This window comes from Kribbella sp. NPDC002412 (assembly GCF_053592935.1).
In genome coordinates, this window is sequence record NZ_JBSFBL010000038.1 from 32,694 (window position 1) to 53,389 (window position 20,696).

The following is a 20,696-nucleotide window of genomic DNA, read 5'->3' on the forward strand; positions in this document are numbered from 1 at the left end:
ACATCAAGTCAGGTGACGACGGTGAACCAGGCGAGGTTGAGCGCAACCACTGCCGCGCCGGCCGCGACCGTGGCGGGCCAGCCGAGACCCGCTCGCCGGGCGAACACCGGCAGCGCGAGCGCCATCGCCAGACCGCCGATCTGCACGGTGAACAGGTCGCCCAGCAGGTCGACCACGCAGTGATTCGCCGACGGCGCGCACAACGGAGCGCCGGTGCGCACCATCAACTCGTACGCGAATGCGGCCAGCAGGCCGGTCAACACCGCCTGCAGCAAGCTCCTGCCGAGCAACCGGGTGTCCATGCCATCACGCTAGGCGAGGGCCCACCCGCCGTACCTGAGTGAAACTACTCAGCCGGTCCAGCGGCCGGTGAAGAAGCCGGCGGCCCAGATCGCGGCCAGGGGTATGGCCAGGGCCAGGTAGAGGCGGCCGAGCCAGCGTTTTCGCCGGACGAGGACGGCCAGGCCGATCCAGAGCGGCCACCACAGGAGGGTCGCCCGGGTGAGTGAGTAGATCCAGAACGACGTGCAGAACGCGCCGACCGTGGCGGCGACCCAGGCGGCCTCACCCCAGGAGCGGCGCCAGACCAGCCACGCGAGCAACACCAGGCCGATCACCAGAGTGACCATCTCAGCCCGGAACATCCAGGTCCAGTCGCTGCGCTCGGCGGCGAAGTGGCCCCTGCTGGCGGCCTCGATGGTGTGCCAGATGGAGGTCCACGGCCAGGTGAACTCGCGCGCCCAGCCCTTCTCCTGCGCCTCCTGCCAGGCGAACCACGAGCCGTGGATCTGCTTCAGGTACGCCATGAAGCCGAGCACCGGGACGGCCGGCAACGCCAGCCACGGCAGTGACAGCCAGTCCCGCTTCTTCGAGGTGACGAACTCGACCAGCAGCGCGAACGCCAGGAAGATCCCGGACACACGGACCGTCGACGCCATCGCGACCAGGATCGCGGCCCGGGCCCACCGGCCCTGCCGCGCGGCCAGCCAGGCCGGGAACGCGAACGCGCAGAACAGCGCCTCGGTGTAGCCGGCGGCAAGGAACACGCCGACCGGCGCGGCGAACCAGACCAGCGCCGTGGTCGGGCCGAGGTCCTTCAGCTGGGGAAACTCGTACTGCGCCAGTCGCGCGAGGGAGACGGCGGCGAAGGCACTGGCGACCGCGGACACGACGATGCCCGCGGCAACGTATCCGATCCCGGTGTAGCTCACCAGCCGGACCAGCGCCGGGAAGCCGGGGAAGAACGCGGCCAGCGGCGCCCCGGACGGCTCGCCGTTCGCGTAGCCGAACTCGGCGACCGCGTTCAGGTGCCAGACGTCCCACTGCAGCCAGGCCCGCCAGACGTTCGGGTAGTCCTTGCCCCGGTTGAACAGCAGCGGCGCCGAGATGGCCAGCAGGAACAGCGCGGCCCGGGTGACCAGCCACCACCCGAGCACTTCCCGCGTCATCGCGGTCGGCATCCACCGTTGCCAGCGCACGCCCTCGACCCGAGCCCGCCGCGCCCGGCCCGTCTTCTCGGGCCCGCCCGGCTTCTCGGGTCGTTGCTCATCGGCCGCCCGCTCAAACACCGACGACCCACCCCCAGAAACCCACCCGAGCCCGACTCACGACCCCATGGTGCCCCATGGAGAAAGCAACCGGCGGCACCCGGGTGGGTGCCGCCGGTCAGAGCTATTGTCCTTCGCCGGGTTGCTCCGGTGTCGCGGTCGGATCGGTCGACGGTCCACCGGTGGGTATCGGCGGCCAGGCCGGCGTCTTGGTCGGCTTGGTCTTCGTCGGCGTCCGGGTCGGAGTTCTCGTCGGCGTGTTCGAGGGCGTGTTCGACGACGTCGGCGGCGTGCTCGGCGGAGTGTTGGTCGGCGTGTTCGTCGGCGTCTTGGACGGGGTGTACGTCGGGGTCGGCGTACCCATGTTGTCGTCGGACGGCTCCGGGAACTCCTCGACCGGCTGACCCTCCATCGCGTCGGTCATGTAGTCCACCCAGGTCTGCGCCGGGAAGTCACCACCGAAGAACGCGTTCTCGTCGGTGTACGCGTCGAGGTCGGACTCACCCTCCTTGCCGGCCCGGTAGAGCACGGCGGTGGACAGCTGTGGCGTGTACCCGACCCACCACGAGGTCAGGGTGTCGTCGCCTTCCTCGAACTTCTCGCACTTGCACTTCTCGTTCGCGCGGCGGTGGTCGATGGACATACCACCGGCGGTCCCGGTCTTGCCGGCCGCCGGGCGGTCGATCTCCTGCGCCTTCCGGCCGGTGCCCTTGCGGTCCTCGACGACCTGCTGCAGCGCGTAGCTCGTCGTGTTCGCGATGTCCGGGTCGAGCGCGGGGACTTCCTTGTACTTCGACTTCGCGGAGAACTCGACCACGTTCTTCGAGTCGCGCACCTCTTTGATCATGTGCACCGGGGTCCGCTTGCCCTCGTTCGCGAAGACGGAGTAGGCGCCGGCCATGTCCACCGGTGACGCGTAGGCGTTCGGGCCGAGCACCAGCGCGGGCGCGTCGCGGTCGGCCTTGGGGATCGTCGGGATGCCCGCGGCTTCGGCGACCTCGCTGACCTTCTCCGGACCGTTCTCCATCTGCCGGTCCACCAGGTCGTAGAACGCGGTGTTGATCGACTGCTCGGTCGCGGACAGCAGGCTCACCCGGCCGTAGTCCTCGCCGAACTCGTTGTCGTACTTGCCGCCGCGGATCTCGATCGGCCCGTCGCCCTCGAAGGTGTCCTCGAGAGTCTTGCCGTCCTTCAGTGCCGCGGCCACCGCGAACGGCTTGAACGACGAACCGGGTCTGGCCTTGGCCGTCGCCCAGTTGATCTGACTCTTCAGGTAGTCCGGACCGCCGATCACGGCCACGAGCTCACCGGTCTGCGGCCGCACCGAAGCGAGACCGATGTGCAGGTCGGTCGACTTGCCGGGCTGCTTCTTGCTGAAGACGGCGCGGGCCGCTGCCTCCTGCGCCTTCCGGTCGATCGTGGTGTAGATCTTCAAACCGCCGCCGACGATCTCGTCGTCGTCGAACCCCTGCTTCACCAGCTCCTTGCGGACCATGTCCAGCAGGAAGCCCTTCGGCCCCTTGAACCGGCTGCTCTTCTCCGGCTTCTTGAGCTTCGGAATGGCCTTGCTGTACTGGGCGTACTGCGCGTCGGTGATCGTGCCCATCTGGCGCATCCCGTCCAGCACGTACTGGTACCGGCCGAGGATGCGCTTCTGCGTCGCCGGGGACGTGTCGTCCGGGTCGAAGACGGTCGGGTTGTTGAGGACGGTGGCGAGCAGCGCCGCCTGTGGGACGGTCAGGTCCTTCGGTTCCTTCACGCTGAAGTACGCCTGGCCGGCAGCGGCGACGCCGTACGCGCCCTCACCGTAGTAGATGGTGTTCATGTAGCCCTCGAGGATGCTCTTCTTGTCCTCGGAGCGGCTCAGCTTGGTCGCGATGAACAGTTCCTTGAACTTCCGCGACGCCGTGCGCTCCTGGGTCAGGTACATGATCTTCACGTACTGCTGCGTCAGCGTCGAGCCACCCTGGAGCTGCTCACCCCGGGCGATGTTGACCGCCGCCCGGACCATGCCCGTCGGCGAGATGCCCGGGTTGGTCCAGAAGGTCCGGTCCTCGGCGGCGATCACCGAGTCCTGGACGTGCTTCGGGATCTGGGCCAGCGGCACCGACCGGCGGTTCTGCTCGTAGAACTGGCCGATCTCGTTCTTGCCGTCGGCGAAGTACACCGTGGTGGTGTTGGTCTGGAACTCCTTGTTGACGTCGGGGATCGTCGTCGACTGGTAGACGATGAAGAAAGCGGCGACCGATCCGATCACTCCGACGAAGAACAGAGCGAGGAGCCAGCCGCCGACCCGGAGCGCCCAGTGTTTCTTGCGCCGGACGGGTACGGCCTTTCTACGAGCTTCACTCACAGTGCAATCCTCGACGATCTCGCGGAAGTCATTGCCCCACAGACTACGGTGGGTGTGGTAACGGCCCCGAATCCGCTCCGGATGCTAACAACCCACCCGGTCAGCCGCGAGTCGGGCGGGCAGAGCCTTACCAAGTTCTGCCGGAGCCGTTGGCAAGCGATTACCCCGTGACGTGCGGTGCGAGCAAAGTCACGGCGATCAGGGCGGCGGGGAAGCACGCCAGGAACATGGTGAAGGTGTAGCCCATGATGTCGCGGGCCTTCATGCCGAGGATGGCCAGCGTCGGCAGCATCCAGAACGGTTGCAGCAGGTTCGCGCTCGCCTCGCCGAGGTCGTAGACGACCACCATCCAGCCGGCGTCGACCTTGAGCTCGTTCGCGGCCTGCAGCACGTACGGCGCCTCGATCACCCACTTGCTGCCGCCACTGGGCACGAAGATGCCGAGGATGCAGGAGTAGATCGCGACCAGCGGCGGGAACAGGAACTGGTTGCTTGCCTGCACCAACCAACCGGCCAGCCGAGCGGAGATGCCGGTGTACGCGATCATGCCGAAGATGCCGCCGTACAAAGGGAACTGCAGGAGTACGCCGGCCGCCGCCGGAGCGCCGTCGCGGACCGCCCGGGCCATCCGCCACGGCCGCCAGTGCAGCAGCAGCGCGAGCAGGAACAGGATCAGGTTGACCGTGTTCAGGTCGAGCGCGTTGAAGAAGCTCTTCCCGCTGAAGTAGCGGATCAGGTACACCACCCCGAGCAGCACGATCAGCAGGCTGAACAGCGGCGAGTGCTCGAGCCAGTCCCCGGGCCTGCGCGTCTCGCCGTTCTCCCGTTGGCCGTTGTACGCCGACCCGCGGCCGATGAGCGGTTTCAGTTCGATGCCGAGGTGCTCCGCGGTCCGCGCGTTGTCCTCGCCGGGTGCGATGAACCACGCCATCGCGACGCCGACCGCGTACACGAGGAGGGTCGCAAGCAGTGCCTGCCAGGTGAAGATGGTGTCGCTGAGCGGGATCAGCCCGCTCGCGCGGCCGCCCTCCTTGATGACCTCCTGCACCGGCGCCGGACTGCTGCTCGCGCTCGCCACCTGCAACGCGGCCGAGCCCGACAGCCCCTGCGCCCACACCGTGCCCAGACCCAGGAACGCCATCGCCCCCAGCGCGCGGTAGTCGGCCTTCGGCACGTTGCGGGCCACCTCGCGCGCGAGGATCGCGGCGAAGATCAGGCTGAACGCCCAGTTCAGGTACGACGCCAGCATCGCGACCGCGGCGACGAAGGCGACCGCGGACCGGGGTGTCCTGGGGAGGCGCGCCAACCGGGTGATCAACCGGGCGACCGGTCCGCTCGTCGCGACGGCGTACCCACCGATGATGATCATCGCCATCTGGAGGGTGAACGTGATCAGCGACCAGAAGCCGAGGCCCCAGGCGTCGACCATGCCGTAGCCCTTGGTCGCCGCCGGATCGTCCGGGCGTTTCAGCAGCGGCTCCCCGGTGACCAGCCCGAAGGCCAGCACCACGAAGGTGCCGACCAGGACGAACCCGAACGCGTCGGGCAGCCACTTCTCGGTGAAGGCGGTGAACCGCAGCGCGGTCCGGGCCAGCGGGCCCTCGCTCTCGAGCTCGTGCTTCGCGTGCTTCGCATGGCTGTCGGCCATGACCCTCCGCTCCTGGACCACAACGCTGTGTGTCGACTGATTAACGCAGATCGTCGACTGACGTAACAGGTTTCTCGGCGTGTAGCCGTGAGGAAGGTGACATACGGCGACTTTGTCAGGTCTTGTCCACAGCTCTCGGTTCTGCTTACAGTGGCGGCACGATGTATCGAGTCGATACATCAGGTCATGACAAACTAGACCGAGGGAGGTGGGGTCATGGGAAACCGCAGTGGGGTCCTGGAACTCGCCGTACTCGGTCTGCTGCATGAAGCGCCGATGCACGGCTACGAGCTCCGCAAGCGCGTCAACGCCCAGTTCGGCTGGGGACGCGTGCTGTCGTTCGGCTCGCTCTACCCGTGTTTGAAGGCGATGCTCCGCAACGGCCTGATCACGGCCGACTCCGGCACGCCGGAGTCCGGTCGCAGGCCCAAGATCGTCTACACGATCACCGCCGACGGCAAGGACTACTTCGCGCACGCGATGCACGACGCCGGTCCGTCGGCGTGGGAGGACGACACGTTCGGCGTCCGGTTCTCGTTCTTCGGCCGGACCGATCCGGCCACCCGGTTGCGCATCCTCGAGGGCCGCCGGGCCCGGATGGAGGAGCGGCTGGCCAACTTCCGGGCAGCGATGAGCCGGACCGCGGAGCGGATGGACGCCTACACCCTCGAGCTGCAACGGCACGGCCTGGAGTCGGCCGAGCGCGAGGTCCGCTGGCTGAACGAACTGATCGACGGCGAGCGGCGGCAACAGCGGCCCCCTGACCAGCACCACCCGCCTACCCAAGGAGATCCCAGATGACCTCGATCCGCGTAGCGATCGTCGGCGTCGGCAACTGCGCCAGCTCGCTCGTCCAGGGCGTGCACTACTACCGGGACGCGAAGCCCGCGGAGCGCGTCCCCGGTCTGATGCACGTCGTGTTCGGCGACTACCACGTCAAGGACGTGCAGTTCGTCGCGGCTTTCGACGTCGACGGCAAGAAGGTCGGCCTGGACCTCGCCGACGCGATCGGCGCCAGCGAGAACAACACGATCAAGATCTGCGACGTGCCGCCGACCGGCGTCACCGTCCAGCGCGGTCACACCCTCGACGGCCTCGGCAAGTACTACCGCGAGACCATCACCGAGTCCGACGCGTCGCCCGTCGACGTCGTCGCGGCGTTGCGTGAGGCCCAGGTCGACGTACTGGTCTGCTACCTCCCGGTCGGCTCCGAGCAGGCGGCGAAGTTCTACGCCCAGTGCGCGATCGACGCGGGTGTCGCGTTCGTGAACGCGCTGCCGGTGTTCATCGCCGGCACCAAGGAGTGGGCGGACAAGTTCACCGCGGCCGGCGTGCCGATCGTCGGCGACGACATCAAGTCGCAGATCGGCGCGACCATCACGCACCGGGTGCTGACCAAGCTGTTCGAGGACCGCGGCGTCACCGTCGACCGGACCTACCAGCTGAACGTCGGCGGCAACATGGACTTCAAGAACATGCTCGAGCGGGAGCGGCTGGAGTCCAAGAAGATCAGCAAGACCCAGTCCGTCACCTCGCAGCTTCGCGACGAGATCGACGACCGCAACGTGCACATCGGCCCGTCCGACTACGTGGCCTGGCTGGACGACCGCAAGTGGGCGTTCATCCGGCTCGAGGGCCGCAACTTCGGCGACGTCCCGCTGTCGCTGGAGTACAAGCTCGAGGTCTGGGACTCGCCGAACTCGGCCGGCATCATCATCGACGCCATCCGGGCCGCGAAGATCGCGAAGGACCGCGGCATCGGCGGGCCGATCCTGTCGGCGTCGTCGTACTTCATGAAGTCGCCGCCGGAGCAGTACGCCGACGACGTCTGCCGCGACCTGGTGGAGAAGTTCATCCGCGGCGAGGTCGAGCGCTGATCCAGCTGTAGTTGGCCCCGCAGTCGGCTTGGTCCGGCTGCGGGGCTGTTCTATAGGTTGGCCTGCATGCGGCTGCATGTGGGTTGTGCGCAGTGGACGCATCCTGCCTGGCCGCAGCCGCCTCGCTCGAAGCTGCAGGCCTACGCGTCCTGGTGCAACGCGGTCGAGAGCAACACCACCTTCTACGCGACTCCATCGCCCTCGTCGGTCGCCTCGTGGGCTGCCCAGACCCCGCCCGACTTCCGTTTCGTGGTGAAGCTGCCCCAACTCATCACCCACGAACGCCGCCTCACGAACGTCGCCGCCGAGCTCCGTTCATTCCTGGACGCGATCGAGCCACTCGGCCCCCGCAACCACGCGGTTTGGATCCAGCTCCCGGCCGCCTTCTCTCCCACCGACCTCGGCGCCCTCGCAGCCTTCCTGCACCAGGCACCCCGCGACCACCGCTACGCCGTCGAGGTCCGCCACCGTGCCTTCTTCGACGACGACCGTGCGGCCGGCAACCTTGAACAGGTGTTGGCGCGTGCTGGCGCCGAATGGATCCCCTTCGACACCGGCACCCTGTTCAGCAAACGCCCCACCAGTTACGCCGAACGCGACGCCTGGATGAAGAAGCCCCGCGTAGCCCGCCGCACCCAAGCCCTCACCGGCTTCCCGATGGTCCGCTACATCGGCCGGGACTCGGTCGAGGAAACCATCGCCGGCTGGCAGTACCTGGTCGAGCTGGTCATCACCTGGCTCACCGAAGGCCGCTCCCCCACGATCTTCCTCCACACCCCCGACAACGCGGAGTCCCTCAACCTGGCCCGCCACTTCCACACCACCATCCGAACCCACCTCCCCGCCCTCCCCCCACTCCCCGAGCCGATCGAGCTCGAACCTCCCACGCTCTTCTAAGAGTTATCCACAACCAACAACTTCACCGCTGAGACCGGCCCAAATCTCCATATGTTCCCCGCCGACACCACACCTCGGGAGAACACATGGACCACTCACACCCCACCCCAACCACCGCGACCCCAGCGTCGGCCGTCCCGACCCCAGCCCCGCCCCACTCGACCGCAGTACCCGTCGGCACGACCTCGACACCGCACCACACGACCCCGGCCCCGGCCCGCTCGACCGGAGCGTCACATCACTCGACGCCGTCCTCGCCTCGCTCGACGCCGGCGGAGCGGCGTGCCCGGGCCGACTGGCTGGTCACAGAGCTGCGGCGGCTCGCAGCCGCCACCGACAACCCCCACGAGCGAGCGAATCTCCAGAGATCCGCGGACTCCCTGATCCGCCTCGCCACGGCCCACCAGCCGTGACCGCGACCCTGGTCGCCTCCCACGCGGCCACCTCACTCGACGACTTGCTCGCCCGCAGTGCGCCCGCGGCGGTCGCGATCTCCGGCGCCGACCAGTCCGCCTGGAACGGTGAGATCGTCGAAACCACCGACGGCGTCCTCGGCCTCGCCCACTGGGACGGCACCCTCTACCTCGGCGACGGCATCCTCGACCCACTACGCCAGATGTACGAGCGTGCAGGCCAAGAACAACCGGTCACCGCCCTCATCAGCTACCGCGAAGCCCTGGCCACCCTCCTCCACGAACACGCCCACTTCCTGGGCCCAGCCGGCGCAAGTCAGGAGGCGGCACGGGGCGCCTTCGTCCAGCCCGGCGGCCGCCAACTAGAGGAAGGCGTCGCCGAAGCCTGGGCCCAGGACAACCTCGACGAGTTCCTGATCCGCCTAGGAGTCGACGAAGTTGCCCCCGGCATCCACGACGTCCAGTCCACCGGCTACTACCCAGCCTTCGTCCCGGCCATCCGCATCCTCACCACCGACCTGGAAACCCGAGCCGGCCTCGACCAAGGCGAAGTCCTCAACACCCTCAACCGCCAAACCGCCGAAGGCCAGTTCCCCCTCCTCATCAGCCTCCTCTACAACTCAACCCGCCTACCCGACCTGGACACCCCCACCGAAGCCACCACCACCCGCAACCGCCTGGAACTCCTTCTCCGCGAAGCCCTCTCCCACCTGGACACCTACGAACTCCACCCACCCGGCCACGCCGCCGCCCGCTCCCGCTCCACCACAGCCCGCCTCCTAATCCACCTCCAAACCGAACTAACCAACGCCGAATCCGCCCACACCCCCCACCCCTCCGCCTGCACCCTCCCCGCCCCAACCCCCACACCAGACCCCACCCCCACCCCCGCATCCCCCACAGCTCCCACCCCAACCACCGCGTCCACGCCGACCTCGGCGCCTCCACCAACCACCGAGACCCCACCCGCATCCGCACCGACGCCCACCCAGCCTCCAACCGCCCCCTCACGCCTGGCCCCACGCCAATCAACCCCGCACGCCTTCTACACAGCCCTCACCGGCCTGACTCCCCCAACACCCACCCAAACCACCACCCCCACATCACCCTCCCCACCACCCCGCCGAACCCCAACCTCCCAAGCCCTAACCCGCTAACCGCCTTCCACGCGTACGGCGAGCGCCCACCCTCCACACCCGCCCACCCAGCCGCCCCACCAACAGGACCCACCCCGCGCCTACCCACCGCCCCAACCCACCACCCCCACCCGTCACGCAACCCGCACCAACCCACCACCCGCACCGCGCACACGCCATGCGGCATGGCGCCCCACGCCGTACCAGTCCGCCCTTGGGCGACGCCGAGGATCAGGGGCCCGACCAGCCACAGGAACTCACCCACGCGGCACCAAGACCGCCCTTCGCGCCACCGTCGGCCCACCAGCCCGCAGACAAGTGGCGCCGTTGTCTGCGGCACCGAAACCGCGGCGCGGAGCCACCAGCCGAACAGGTGTGGCGCGGGAACTCACGAACCACACAAACCCGCGCCACACCGCAGACACTCCACCAGGTGGTGCTGCGGGATGGCGGTGTCTGCGGTGTTGTTAGGTGTCGGTCGGGCGGTGGAGGGCGTCGACTAGTTGGTCCACGACGGTGTTGGGGGCTCGGGTCCAGTCGGTGGTGAGTACGTGGTGAACTCGCCAACCGGTGGCGGTCAGAGCTCTCGGGTGCGTGGTCAGCCGCTCGAGCAACGTGTCGGCCTTGACCCGTTCCGGAGTGTCAACGAGGACCGCAACCCGATACCCAACATCACCAGGCAGCTTCAACGCCAGATCACACCGAAACACCGACTCCCCCACACCTGTCTCCACCACAACCCCCCGCCCCTCCAACGCCCACCGCAACTGCTCAACCACACCCCCACCCACCCCGCTGCCAACACCCGCGCCCGACCCAACGGCACCCACACCACGACCGCTGGCCGCCGGCGACGCCTGAGTTCCTTGCCGAGCTGACACACCCCGAGAGTCATCACCCCGCACACCACGGAAGCCAGCATCCGCACCAAACTCCCCGCCACCCGACGCAGCCGGACCCACACCGCCGTCGCCCGCACCAGGCTCCCCGCCTCGACCGGGCACACCGCCGCGGTCGAGGCCGTCACCTGCATCTCGCTCGCCACCACCCGACACAACAGATCCACCGGCACGGATGCCCGCATCAGCACCAGCGCCCGACCCAGCACCACCCTCGTCGGCCACACCCTGCACGCCATGAACACCGGCGCCGGCCCCAAACTCCCCGCCACCCGAGGCAGCAGTATCCGCACCGGCATCGGCCGCACCCGGGGCTCTGTCTCGACCTGTCACAGCGTGGCGATCGAGGCCGGGGCTTGCATCTAGCTGCCCGGCGCTCGACGCTGCAGATTCAGCGGCGTGGGTTTCCGCGCCGGGAGCAACAACTCCTGTGCGGCGATCGCCGGGCGCGTCCGGTGTTCCGCCGACGGCGGCGGTTGCGCTGGGATCGGCGGGTTTGTTCGTCGCGATGGGGTGGGCTTGGGGATAGGTGGAGAGGGTTGCTTTGGCGGCGGTGGGGTTGCCTTGGGAGATGGCGGTGGCGTAGGTGAGGAAGCGGCGGAGGGTGTTGGCGCCGTCGTTGTAGGTGTTGGTGATGGCGTCGGGTTCGATGCTGCTGACGACGACCATGTGTTCGCGGGCGCGGCTGAAGATGACGTTGAGGCGCTTCTCTCCGCCGGCGGTGTTGATCGGGCCGAAGTTCATCAGCATGCGGCCGTCCGGGCCGGCGGCGTAGCAGACGCTCATCAGCACGATGTCACGTTCGTCGCCCTGGACGTTCTCCAGGTTCTTCACGAACAGGCTGATGTCCTGTTCGCCGTGCGTACGGACCTGCTCGGCCTCGTACAGCGCGGCGAACGCCGGGTCCGCCTCCGCCAGTTCGTCCAGTGCGCGTTCGATCTCGCCCTGCTGGGCCTCGGAGAACGCGACGATGCCGATGCTCTTGCCGGTCCGGCGTCCGAGCAGTTCACGTACCAGGCCGGCGATCCATTGCGCCTCGGCGGGGTTGGTACGGCGCACGTAGACACCGTCGACGAGCCGGACAGCGGTGATGCTGCCGGCGAGCAGGCCGTCGCACACCTCGGCCACTGCGGGTGCGTCCGAACGCAGCGTCCACGGTGGTGCGATGTGCGGGGGAAGCCGATCGGGCACGGTTGCTAGGCGTCCCTGGTAGAAGGCCGAGTTGCTGAAGGAGATCAGTGCCTCGGAGCGACTGCGGTAGTGCCAGGTCAACATCGTCGACGCCAGCCTCAACGCGCTGATCGAGAGGAAGCTGTCCTCGGTCAACGCGATCCCCACCTGCTCGGCAACCCCGTCATCCTCGAACTCATCCACACCATCAACTGCGGGGTCTTGTGGGTTGAAGGTGCGGGGCGCGGGCGGCTTGGTGCCGGGAGCGTCGGGCGTGGCTTTTATGGCGCCGGGGGTGTGGGGTCTCGGAAGGGTGACACCGGCTGCGGCGGGTCCGGGGTCGGTGGTGGCGGGAGTGTGCGTGGCGTGAGTGGGGCTGGGGGTTTGGGGGGTGGGGGTTGGTCGGGTGGGGAGGGGGTGGGGGGTGGTGCGGGGTTGGAAGTATTGGGTGGGAGGGAGTTGCATTTGGTCGCCTACGACGATGAGTTGGGGGGCTCGGTGTAGGGCGGGGATGGCTTCTTCTACGGGGATTTGGCTGGCTTCGTCGTAGATGACTACGTCGAAGGAGGTTGTGAGGGGGAGGGTGTCGGAGACCGAGGACGGGCTCATGAGCCAGACGGGGCGGAGTAGGGAGACGACTGTGCCGGGGGCGCCGGAGGCCAGGTCGCGGATGGAGCGGTAGCGCATGACCTTGCCGAACTCGTGTTCCAGTTCGCGGCGGCCGGTGGCGAAGGTCTTCTTGCGGGCGCGGTCCTCGGGGGACATTCCGCTGACGCTGAGTTCGGAGTGGGCGAGTTCGGTCAGGAAGCGGCGACGTACCTGGGCGACGACGATGTCGGCGTTCAGGGTGGTGAGTTCGTCGTAGAGGAGGCTCAGTTCGCCGACGATCGCGTTGACTCGTGTTGAGGAGAGTTGCAGCGGGGCGGCGGATCGGATGCGGTCCCATTCGGCTGCGCAGACGGCGTACTCGAGTTGGTCTGGGGTCGCGGTGAGTTGTCGCACCGCGGTTTGGACGGACTCCGGCGTGGTCGCGAGGTCCTGCAGGGCCGGGCCTACGAACCGCAGGATCGGTTCGGCGGAGGCGAGGTTGTCGATCAGGTCGCGTACGGCGGGGATGGTGAGGTCCTCGTACTCCGGTGCGAGCAGTCCGGAGGTGGATGCCTCGGCTCGGTCGAGGGTGTCGGCGATGCGGGTGAGGGCAGCAGGAGCATCGTCCTGCAGGGCGAGCCGCCAGTCGTCGAGGTGCGGGTCGTTGCGGGTGGCGGTGAGGCGGGTGACCAGGTGGCGTGGGTCGGCCGCGCCCCACTCGCGTTGGGTTTGCTCGGCGTGTTGGTGTACGGCGGCGGTTGCGTCGTGGGCGGCGACGAGGTCGGTGAGTAGTTCGACGATTGTCGGGCGGACTGCTCGGGTGGTGATGTCGAAGCGGGTGTTGACCAGGGATTTCAGTCGGCGCCAGTCGCTGCTGAGGAAGGCGAAGATGGTTCCTTCTTTGCTTTGGGCAAGCTTCAGGGCTGAGCGGGCGTCGGTGGGGGTCAGCGGTTCGCTCCAGCCGGATGCTTCTTCCCAGGCTGAGCGTTCGGTGGCGATCAGGCGTTCGCGGTCGGCGGCTGAGGCGTTCAGGCGCTGTGCGGTGGATGAGCGGGGGTCGATGGCGTCGGCGAGGTTGCGGTCGGCGAGGGGGCTGATCACGCGGCCCAGTTCGCCGAGAGCCCTGGCCTGCTTGACCGTCCAGCCGGTGTGCTGTTCGACCGTTCGGCTGTTGTCCTGCTCGGTGATACCGGACGGCTGCGAGGGGTTGGGGATGCCGGAGGTGGTTAGGGCGGTGGCTACGGCTGTCCAGGTGGGCTGTAGGGCGCGGGCTTGGTCGGGTATCGCGGGGTCGGACCAGCGGGTGGGGGTGATGTAGGCGAGTGGGGTGCGGGCGAGGATTCCGGCTGAGGTGGGGTCGGCGGATGCCAGGTCCTGGGCGAGCTTGCGGACGATCGCCCGCGCGGACCACCAGTCAACTGGCGACGGAATCAGGTGCCGTTCACCGTCGAGGTGGGCGAAGGCGGCGGGCGCGGGGGACGAGGTGGGCGTGCCCGACGCGGTGGGTGAAGCGGGTGCGGGGGGTGAGGTCGGGCCGACGGGTGACGTTGGGGCGGGGGACGAGGCGGAGGTGGGGTGGGGGCGGTGGTGGATTAGGGCGGTTAGGAGGGTTCGGAGTGGGGGGTGGCCGGATTCCAGGGTTTGTTCGTGGGTGGTGACTGTGGTGAGGAGGTGGTTGATGCGGGTGATCAGTTCGGTGCGGCGGGTGGTGAGGTGGGGTAGGTCGTCGGTGGCGGTGAGCCAGGACTCGTAGGTTTCGCGGAGGCTGTGGATGAAGGCTTTCTTGTCGGCCTGGGAGTCGTGGATGAGGGTGCACAGGTCGTCCAGGCGGCGGCTGGCGAGGCGGGCGTGGACTACGTCCAGGGCGGCGCGTTTCTGGCAGACGAACAGGACGCGCTGACCGCGGGCTACGAAGTCCGCGATCATGTTGGTGATCGTTTGGGACTTGCCGGTGCCGGGCGGGCCTTGGATGACGAAGCTCTCGCCGCGCTGGGCCCGCGCGATGGCCGCGACCTGGGAGCCGTCGGCGGGGACGACCAACTGGCGCTCGGCGACCGGGAGCTCCGGGGGCGGGCTGCTGATCGGGCGTGGCCGGTCGGAGAACAGTTGGTCGAACGACGGGCACGACGTCCCGGTCGCGAGGAGCTCGTCGTAGTCCCGGACGAGGCCGAGGGTCCGGTAGTTGAAGTTCGCCAGGGCCACCGCGCACAGGTCGACGTCCCAGGAGTACGGACCGCCCTCGGTGTCGAGGGTGTACGTGTCGGTCTCGATCGCCGCCGGTCGCCGCGGCTCGCCGCCGAGGGTGATGCCGAGCGGAAGCTCCGGAGCAGCGAGCTGAGCGCGGAAGATCTGCACTCCCAGCGGCTGGTAGTCGGTCCGCCGGTACGAGTAGGCGTACTGCCGCCCACCGAACTCATGCTCGGCGTTGCCGTGCTGCCGGCGGCGGTAGTTCCGCAGCTTCACCATCGCCCGCTGCCGGACCAGGTCGATCCGCGGCTTCTCCCGCAGGTGCAGCTGCAGCCCCGGCTCGGTCGACCGGATCTCCTGCGCAAGCTGCGCGTGCAGTGTCGCCAGAGCGCCCGGCTCGGCGAGGTCGACGTACTCCGGCAGGTTGATCCCGTACAACTGGTGCAGGTGGTGCCGCAGCGTTGGGTTGATCTCGGCGACCGGGTCGGTGATGCGCAGCGTGTACGAGTCCCGGACGCCGCGCTTCTTCACCAGCTCGACCTTCGCCAGCACCAGCGGGGAGGCGAGCCTGGTCTGCGGATCGTTCTTCAGGTCGTGCCAGCGCAGGAACGCCGGCACCAGCCGCAGCTGGTCCTGGCCGTACTCCGCCCGATCCCGTCGGGCGGTCGCGATCAACTTGTCGAGCGACAAAGCGGCGTACGGCGCCTCGTCGTACCGGATCCAGCGCCCGAGCGGCTGCGGCTTGCCGAGCAGCGATGCGCCGAGATCGTCGCGCCAGGTGAACAGCTGGTCGGGGCGGATGGTCCGCACGTCGAGCATCAGCGGGACCGACACCTCGGTGAGGTTCAGCGTCTGCGCGGTCGGCCGGAAGTTGATCAGCCGGTTGCGCCGGGACAGGTCGAACAGCCGGTCACGCAACGCCCGAAGCACCGCAGTACGGCGGTCTGCCACGCCCTGCGTGATCGCCCCAACGTCGAAGTCGAGCGGCTGGTCGCGGTAGTTCTCCAACTGCTCGATCAGGGACCGCAGGTCCTGCGCGCGCCGGTGACGGTCCGGCTCGGCCATCCGGGCGGCGACCGAGACGATCACCGGATGCAGGGCCGGGTCGAGGGCGTGAAGGTTGCCTCGCGCATCGATCAGGCGGGCCACGTCAGGAGTTCGGGACAGGTCGAGACCGCAGCCGAGCCCGATCAGCAGCTGGCCGAGGCTGAAGATGTCGGTGAGCTGGTCGTGATGGCCGACCACGTGCTCCCAGCTCTGCCACCCGGCGACATGCACCGGCGCGGTGATGGCCGCCGCAACCGGCTCGACCACCGTGGTCCGCGGCCGGCTACCGCTCGCACCGAGGTCGACATCGGACTGCCGGTGCGCGACCACCTCGACCGCACTCGCCCGCGGACCTTCCCGCTCCGCCAGCGCCGGCTCGTCGAGCACTGGGCGGCCGGCCAAGGACGGGTCGAAGCCGAGCCGGGCCTGCTCGTCGACCGTGAGCCGGCCGAGTCCGCGCAGCGGCGCGACCAGTCCGCGCTCATGCACCGCAGCCGTCGCGTGGAAGAGCGGCAGCACCGCGGCCAGCAGGGCGTCGTTGCCGAGCCCGCCCTGCGAGACCGCCAGGGCGACCAGGTCCTCGGCGCTCATCCGACCACCTCGTCCGCGGCCTTGGCCAGCTTCGCCCGGCGCTTGTCGCTCCAGCCGAGCTCGTCGTCGGCCAGATCGTCGTACGCCGTCAGGCCGGCGCGACGGGCGATTACCATCGAGGCGACCAATCCGGCATCGCCGGTGTCCGGGTCGGCGGTCGCCAGGTCCAGCAGCAGGTAGCAGAGGTACCGCTTGGTGGCGTCGGCCAGCGGTCGTGGTCGGGGCAGCGGTGCGCCGTCGATCGGCCGGACCGCCAGCGGCTCGTCGAACCGAGGCATCGCGGACGCCGGTACGCCGAGCGGACCCGGCGGATCCGAGAATCCTGCCGCGAAGGTCGCGACCGCATCCGTGCGCAGACCCGAGGTGTGGGCGATCGACGCCGCGAACTCCCGGCTCAGGTCGCGCAGCAGGACCGAGTCGAGGAGGTCCGGCGCGTCGATGTCGAGCGGACCGGTGATCAGCGACTCCATGTCGTCGCCGGCGAGCCAGTTCTTCAACGCCCACGCGCGGGCGACGCCCTCGGGATGCGAGGTGCCACGGCTCCCGGTGCTGAGATCGAGCTCGTCCGCCTGCCGCAGGTAGGCGTCCGGGTCGGCGGTGCTGAGACCGGTCTGGAGCTTGAGGAGCGCGCGGATCGTCAGGCTGAGGTCGCCGCAGGCCGTGAGCGCGCCACGGTCGGCGAACAGCTCGGTCGCCAGGCTCCACCGCCGATGCGTCTCGAGGTACTGCTGTGGTGTGCGCGCGTCACCGGCCGCCGCGTCCAGCAACCGGTCCACTGCGAGATAGTCGCCGTCGTCGGTGTTCCACAGCACCCGGTGCGCCAACTCGTGTCCCATCACCGCGGTCAGGTCGTCCTGGTCCAGCTTCTCCAGCAACGATCCCTCGAAGACGACAACCGCCGTACCCGCTTGGTGCACGTAGTGGGCGTTGGGCTCCCCGTTCACCTGGAAGAACTCGAGCTCCGCATCCACTCCCAAGGCTTCGGCCGCGCGTCGGCCCGCCTCATGGACCTCGGGATGCACCGCCTTCTCCAGTCGGTAAGCGTTCCGCAGCAGTACGTCGTCCAGCCGGCCAACCGGCCCGCCCCGGAGAGCCGTCCAGGCACGCTCGTCCACGCGGCGTACGTACGCCAGCACGGCCCGGTGGTAGCCCAGAGGCGACAGCATTCCGCCACAGTAACCACGCCCACCGACGAAAGCCGCTCGATGGCGGCGGGTACGGTGACGGGACGTCGCCCGTTCGAAGGAGTTGCTTGATGAACCTGGTCGAGGAAGCCGCCGCGATCGGACCGGGGCTTGTCGAGCTGCGGCGGGAGTTGCACCGGATTCCGGAGGTCGGGCTCGACCTGCCGAAGACGCAGGCGATGGTGCTGGACGCGCTGGCCGGGCTGCCGCTGGAGATCAGCACCGGCACCGAGCTGACATCGGTGGTCGGCGTACTGCGCGGTGGTCGTCCAGGGCCCACGGTGTTGTTGCGCGGCGACATGGACGCGCTGCCCGTGGTCGAGGAGACGGACCTCGAGTACGCGTCCACCAACGGGAGCATGCATGCGTGCGGCCACGACCTGCACACCGCCGGCCTGGTCGGTGCGGCGCGGCTGCTGAGTGCGCGGCGCGAGGAGCTGGAGGGCAACGTGCTCTTCATGTTCCAGCCTGGCGAGGAGGGCCTGGGCGGTGCGGGCTACATGCTCCGGGAGGGGCTGCTGCAGGCGACCGGGGACAAGCCGATCGCGGCGTACGCGATCCACGTCTGGTCGCAGGCTGCGAAGGGGCTCTTCCAGACCCGGCCGGGGACGATGATGGCCGGCTCGAACCAGTTGCACATCACCGTGCACGGCAAGGGCGGGCACGGCTCGTCGCCGTACACGACCGTGGACCCGGTGCCGGTGGTGGCGGAGCTCGTGCTGGCGTTGCAGACGTACGCGACGCGCAAGGTGAACGTGTTCGATCCGGTGGTGATCACCGTGACCCAGCTCGCGGCCGGGGTCGCGGTCAACGTCATCCCGAACACGGCCCGGCTCGGCGCCACCGTGCGCACCCTGTCGCACGAGACGTTCGACCAGCTGTCGCGCGACCTGCCGGCGTTGGCTCAGGGGATCGCCGCGGCCCACGGTTGCACGGTCGAGGCCGACTTCGCCCTGCAGTACCCGGTGACGATCAACAATGCCGCGCGTACGGCGCACACCACCGAGCAACTGACCCAGTTGTTCGGCGCGGACCGGGTGCCGCCGTTCGACAACCCGCTGATGGGGTCGGAGGACTTCTCGATGGTCCTGGCAGAGGTGCCCGGGACGTTCGTGATGCTGGGCGCGCGCCCGGACGACGTCGGCGAGGACGGGCCGTCGAACCACTCCAGCGTGGTCCGCTTCGACGACGCCGTACTGGCCGACCAAGCCGCCGCCCTGGCGCACCTGGCCACCACGCACCTCATCCCGAGCTGATTGACCTGACGGCTGGCCGGCCCGCCAGAGGCCGGCCAGCCGCAGGGATCAGGACGGCGCGACGGTGAGGCTGTAGGCCCCACGGCTGCCGTAGGTGGAGTAGCCGGTGCTCAGCAGGTCGCCGTAGCCGACGTTGTCGACCCGCAGTAGTACGTACCCGGCTGGAGATCGCTGGTAACACTCGCGGTCACGGTGTAGTTGCCGGCAGCACTGACGTCGACGCGGTACAGATCGGTGTCGCCGTACTCGGTGTTGTTGGCAGCAACCTCGACAAGACGGGAACGCAACGGAATCTCCTCACAGAATCCCCCACCAGGACCCGGGGCCGTCGATCTCGGTGGGAACGGCGGCCCCGGGCAGTTCAGGTGTGTCAGCTGACGCGGACCGTGTAGGCGCCGCGGCTGCCGTACGTCGAGTAGCCGGTGTTCAGCGGGCTGCCGTAGCCGGTGTTCTCGATCCGGAGGTAGTACCGCCCCGCGGTGACCTGCCGGCTGAGGCTCGCGCTCAGGCCGGTCGGAGTCGACGCGTTCGTCTGGCCCGCGGCCGGGTCGGCGGTGGCCAGCACGGTGCCAGCCGAGTTCAGCAGTTGCAGCTTGATGTCCAGGTCGGCGCCGGAGGCGGCCGCGTTCGCCGCGAAGGTGAAGGTCCCGGCAGACAGGTCGATCCGGAACGTGTCGACGTCCGAGTCGTTGGCGTACACACCGCTCACGCTGGTGCCGAGGGTGAGTGCAGTGGCGTCACTCGTACCGTTGCCGTGGTCGTCGGCCCGCAGCGCCAGGCCGTTCTGGCCGGCCACCACGAAGTCGTCTTCCTTGTTGTTGGCGCCGGTGTACTCGCCCTTGCTCCACTGGCTGATCGCCTTGGAGTAGCCGACGCCCATGATGGGCGCCCAGGCGCCGTGACCCTGGTAGTAGCCGACGGACGACGTGCCGTCGTGGCTCAGGCCGATGTTGTGGCCGGCCTCGTGCGACGCCGCCTCGGCGATGTTCTTGGCACCCGTGCCGACACCCTTGGTGAAGACCAGGGCGGGCTGGTAGTACGAGTGGTTGCTGCTGTTGTCGTACACGCCGACGTAAGCGACACCGCCGCAGCCACAGCCGGACTGGTACCAAGTGGTCGGGTCGATCAGGACCCGGGTGCCGTACTGCTGGTCGGAGCCGCCGGACCGGGTGATCGCGGACGCGGCCGGCTCCTGCGTGGTGACGTCCACGTCGAACGGCGCGTAGTCCTCGGCAACCCGGGCCCAGACATCGCGTACGACGTCCTGCTCAGCCGTACTCCAGGTGCTCGGGCTCCCGTTCGTGTCGTACGGCGTGACGTTGACGGTGGAAGGCTTGCCGTTGGTGTTCCACGCCGTACCGGTGATGGTGTGACCGGTGAAGTCCAAGTAGATGACCCGGTTCGAGCCTGGCTTGCTGTGCAGCTCGAACGCCGGGCCGGTCGCGGCGGCGACCGCCTTGGTGGCCCAGCGCGGGGACGCGGCCGACGCCTTCTGGGTGCCGGCGACGGGCTCGCGGTAGAAGAGCGTGCCCTCCTTGTCCAGCCAAGCGGTCTTGTCGGTGGCCAGGATCTGCTGCAGCTTCGGGGCGGGGATGCCGTTGCGCTCGGACAGCTCGGCGAGCCGGGACTGGACCTTGCCGAGCGCGGCCTTGCCTTGCAGCTCCTGACCGAGGAGCTGGTCGATCGGGGTGGGGACCGGCTGCTGGGCGTCGGCCTGGTTGCCGGCGACTACGGCCAGCGCGCCGAAGACAACGGCTCCGGCGCCGACCAGGGCGCCGGTGCGGCGGAAACGGGTGTGCATTAGGGGGTCCTCCTCAGGGACTCCTACGCCTCACTTGTGACATGCCTCACGTGCGGTGGGCGGTTCCGCACTGTGCGTAGCCTGCCCGATGGTTGTCCGGGT

The 20,696-nt window shown here is 68.7% G+C and carries 13 protein-coding genes; 5 read left to right on the top strand and 8 right to left on the bottom strand.

All coding sequences use genetic code 11. The features are described from left to right. Nucleotides 1-8 precede the first annotated feature (8 nt). The 4 genes from ACWCOV_RS27360 to ACWCOV_RS27375 form a co-directional block, all read right to left on the bottom strand. Nucleotides 9-302, bottom strand: coding sequence for a hypothetical protein (locus ACWCOV_RS27360; protein ID WP_449832171.1), 294 nt, complete (start codon nt 300-302; stop codon nt 9-11). Nucleotides 303-350: 48 nt separating this feature from the next. Beyond that, complete coding sequence (locus ACWCOV_RS27365) at nt 351-1,568, bottom strand: mannosyltransferase family protein (protein ID WP_449832172.1); 1,218 nt, start codon at nt 1,566-1,568, stop codon at nt 351-353. 103 nt (nt 1,569-1,671) lie between these two features. After that, nucleotides 1,672-3,900 (bottom strand): transglycosylase domain-containing protein, encoded by a 2,229-nt coding sequence (locus ACWCOV_RS27370; protein ID WP_449832173.1) that lies wholly within the window; start codon nt 3,898-3,900, stop codon nt 1,672-1,674. Between the two features lie 160 nt (nt 3,901-4,060). Beyond that, nucleotides 4,061-5,548, bottom strand: coding sequence for a short-chain fatty acid transporter (locus ACWCOV_RS27375; RefSeq protein ID WP_449832174.1), 1,488 nt, complete (start codon nt 5,546-5,548; stop codon nt 4,061-4,063). Between the two features lie 216 nt (nt 5,549-5,764). On the opposite strand from ACWCOV_RS27375, the gene ACWCOV_RS27380 reads away from it, so the two are divergent. From ACWCOV_RS27380 to ACWCOV_RS27395, 4 genes are all read left to right on the top strand, one after another. After that, nucleotides 5,765-6,349 carry a helix-turn-helix transcriptional regulator gene (locus tag ACWCOV_RS27380; RefSeq protein WP_396351408.1) on the top strand — a complete coding sequence of 195 codons (585 nt, stop codon included), beginning with the start codon at nt 5,765-5,767 and terminating at the stop codon, nt 6,347-6,349. Continuing rightward, nucleotides 6,346-7,425, top strand: a complete 1,080-nt coding sequence (locus tag ACWCOV_RS27385) for an inositol-3-phosphate synthase (RefSeq protein ID WP_360513878.1) — start codon at nt 6,346-6,348, stop codon at nt 7,423-7,425. Before ACWCOV_RS27380 ends, ACWCOV_RS27385 begins: the two co-directional genes overlap by 4 nt. 66 nt (nt 7,426-7,491) lie before the next feature. After that, entirely contained in the window at nt 7,492-8,322 is an 831-nt protein-coding gene (locus ACWCOV_RS27390) for a DUF72 domain-containing protein (RefSeq protein ID WP_449832175.1), read from the top strand. Nucleotides 8,323-8,731: 409 nt separating this feature from the next. Continuing rightward, nucleotides 8,732-9,892: a hypothetical protein gene (locus ACWCOV_RS27395; protein WP_449832176.1), complete on the top strand. Its 1,161-nt coding sequence runs from the start codon at nt 8,732-8,734 to the stop codon at nt 9,890-9,892. 446 nt (nt 9,893-10,338) lie between these two features. On the opposite strand, the gene ACWCOV_RS27400 is transcribed toward ACWCOV_RS27395, so the two are convergent. After that, nucleotides 10,339-16,353 carry an AAA domain-containing protein gene (locus ACWCOV_RS27400; RefSeq protein ID WP_449832177.1) on the bottom strand — a complete coding sequence of 2,005 codons (6,015 nt, stop codon included), beginning with the start codon at nt 16,351-16,353 and terminating at the stop codon, nt 10,339-10,341. Further along, nucleotides 16,350-17,519, bottom strand: coding sequence for a M48 family metalloprotease (locus ACWCOV_RS27405; RefSeq protein ID WP_449832178.1), 1,170 nt, complete (start codon nt 17,517-17,519; stop codon nt 16,350-16,352). Before ACWCOV_RS27405 ends, ACWCOV_RS27400 begins: the two co-directional genes overlap by 4 nt. Nucleotides 17,520-17,608: 89 nt before the next feature. Here ACWCOV_RS27405 and ACWCOV_RS27410 point away from each other — a divergent pair, with 89 nt between their 5' ends. After that, entirely contained in the window at nt 17,609-18,793 is a 1,185-nt protein-coding gene (locus ACWCOV_RS27410) for a M20 metallopeptidase family protein (protein ID WP_449832179.1), read from the top strand. A 110-nt stretch (nt 18,794-18,903) separates the two neighbouring features. On the opposite strand, the gene ACWCOV_RS27415 is transcribed toward ACWCOV_RS27410, so the two are convergent. Continuing rightward, the gene (locus ACWCOV_RS27415) at nt 18,904-19,080 is read right to left on the bottom strand and encodes a hypothetical protein (protein ID WP_449832180.1); all 177 of its coding nucleotides are present in this window, start codon (nt 19,078-19,080) and stop codon (nt 18,904-18,906) included. An 83-nt stretch (nt 19,081-19,163) separates the two neighbouring features. Beyond that, a complete protein-coding gene (locus tag ACWCOV_RS27420; RefSeq protein ID WP_449832181.1) occupies nt 19,164-20,594 on the bottom strand; it encodes a M12 family metallo-peptidase in 1,431 nt (476 codons plus the stop codon). Between the last annotated feature and the right edge of the window lie 102 nt (nt 20,595-20,696).

What these genes read in the sequence shown, in the direction of transcription:
- ACWCOV_RS27360 (WP_449832171.1), bottom strand. Translation starts at nt 302, where the DNA reads ATGGACACCCGGTTGCTCGGCAGGAGCTTGCTGCAGGCGGTGTTGACC.
- ACWCOV_RS27405 (WP_449832178.1), bottom strand. Translation starts at nt 17,519, where the DNA reads ATGCTGTCGCCTCTGGGCTACCACCGGGCCGTGCTGGCGTACGTACGC.
- ACWCOV_RS27390 (WP_449832175.1), top strand. Translation starts at nt 7,492, where the DNA reads ATGCGGCTGCATGTGGGTTGTGCGCAGTGGACGCATCCTGCCTGGCCG.
- ACWCOV_RS27420 (WP_449832181.1), bottom strand. Translation starts at nt 20,594, where the DNA reads ATGCACACCCGTTTCCGCCGCACCGGCGCCCTGGTCGGCGCCGGAGCC.
- ACWCOV_RS27400 (WP_449832177.1), bottom strand. Translation starts at nt 16,353, where the DNA reads ATGAGCGCCGAGGACCTGGTCGCCCTGGCGGTCTCGCAGGGCGGGCTC.
- ACWCOV_RS27375 (WP_449832174.1), bottom strand. Translation starts at nt 5,548, where the DNA reads ATGGCCGACAGCCATGCGAAGCACGCGAAGCACGAGCTCGAGAGCGAG.
- ACWCOV_RS27380 (WP_396351408.1), top strand. Translation starts at nt 5,765, where the DNA reads ATGGGAAACCGCAGTGGGGTCCTGGAACTCGCCGTACTCGGTCTGCTG.
- ACWCOV_RS27385 (WP_360513878.1), top strand. Translation starts at nt 6,346, where the DNA reads ATGACCTCGATCCGCGTAGCGATCGTCGGCGTCGGCAACTGCGCCAGC.
- ACWCOV_RS27410 (WP_449832179.1), top strand. Translation starts at nt 17,609, where the DNA reads ATGAACCTGGTCGAGGAAGCCGCCGCGATCGGACCGGGGCTTGTCGAG.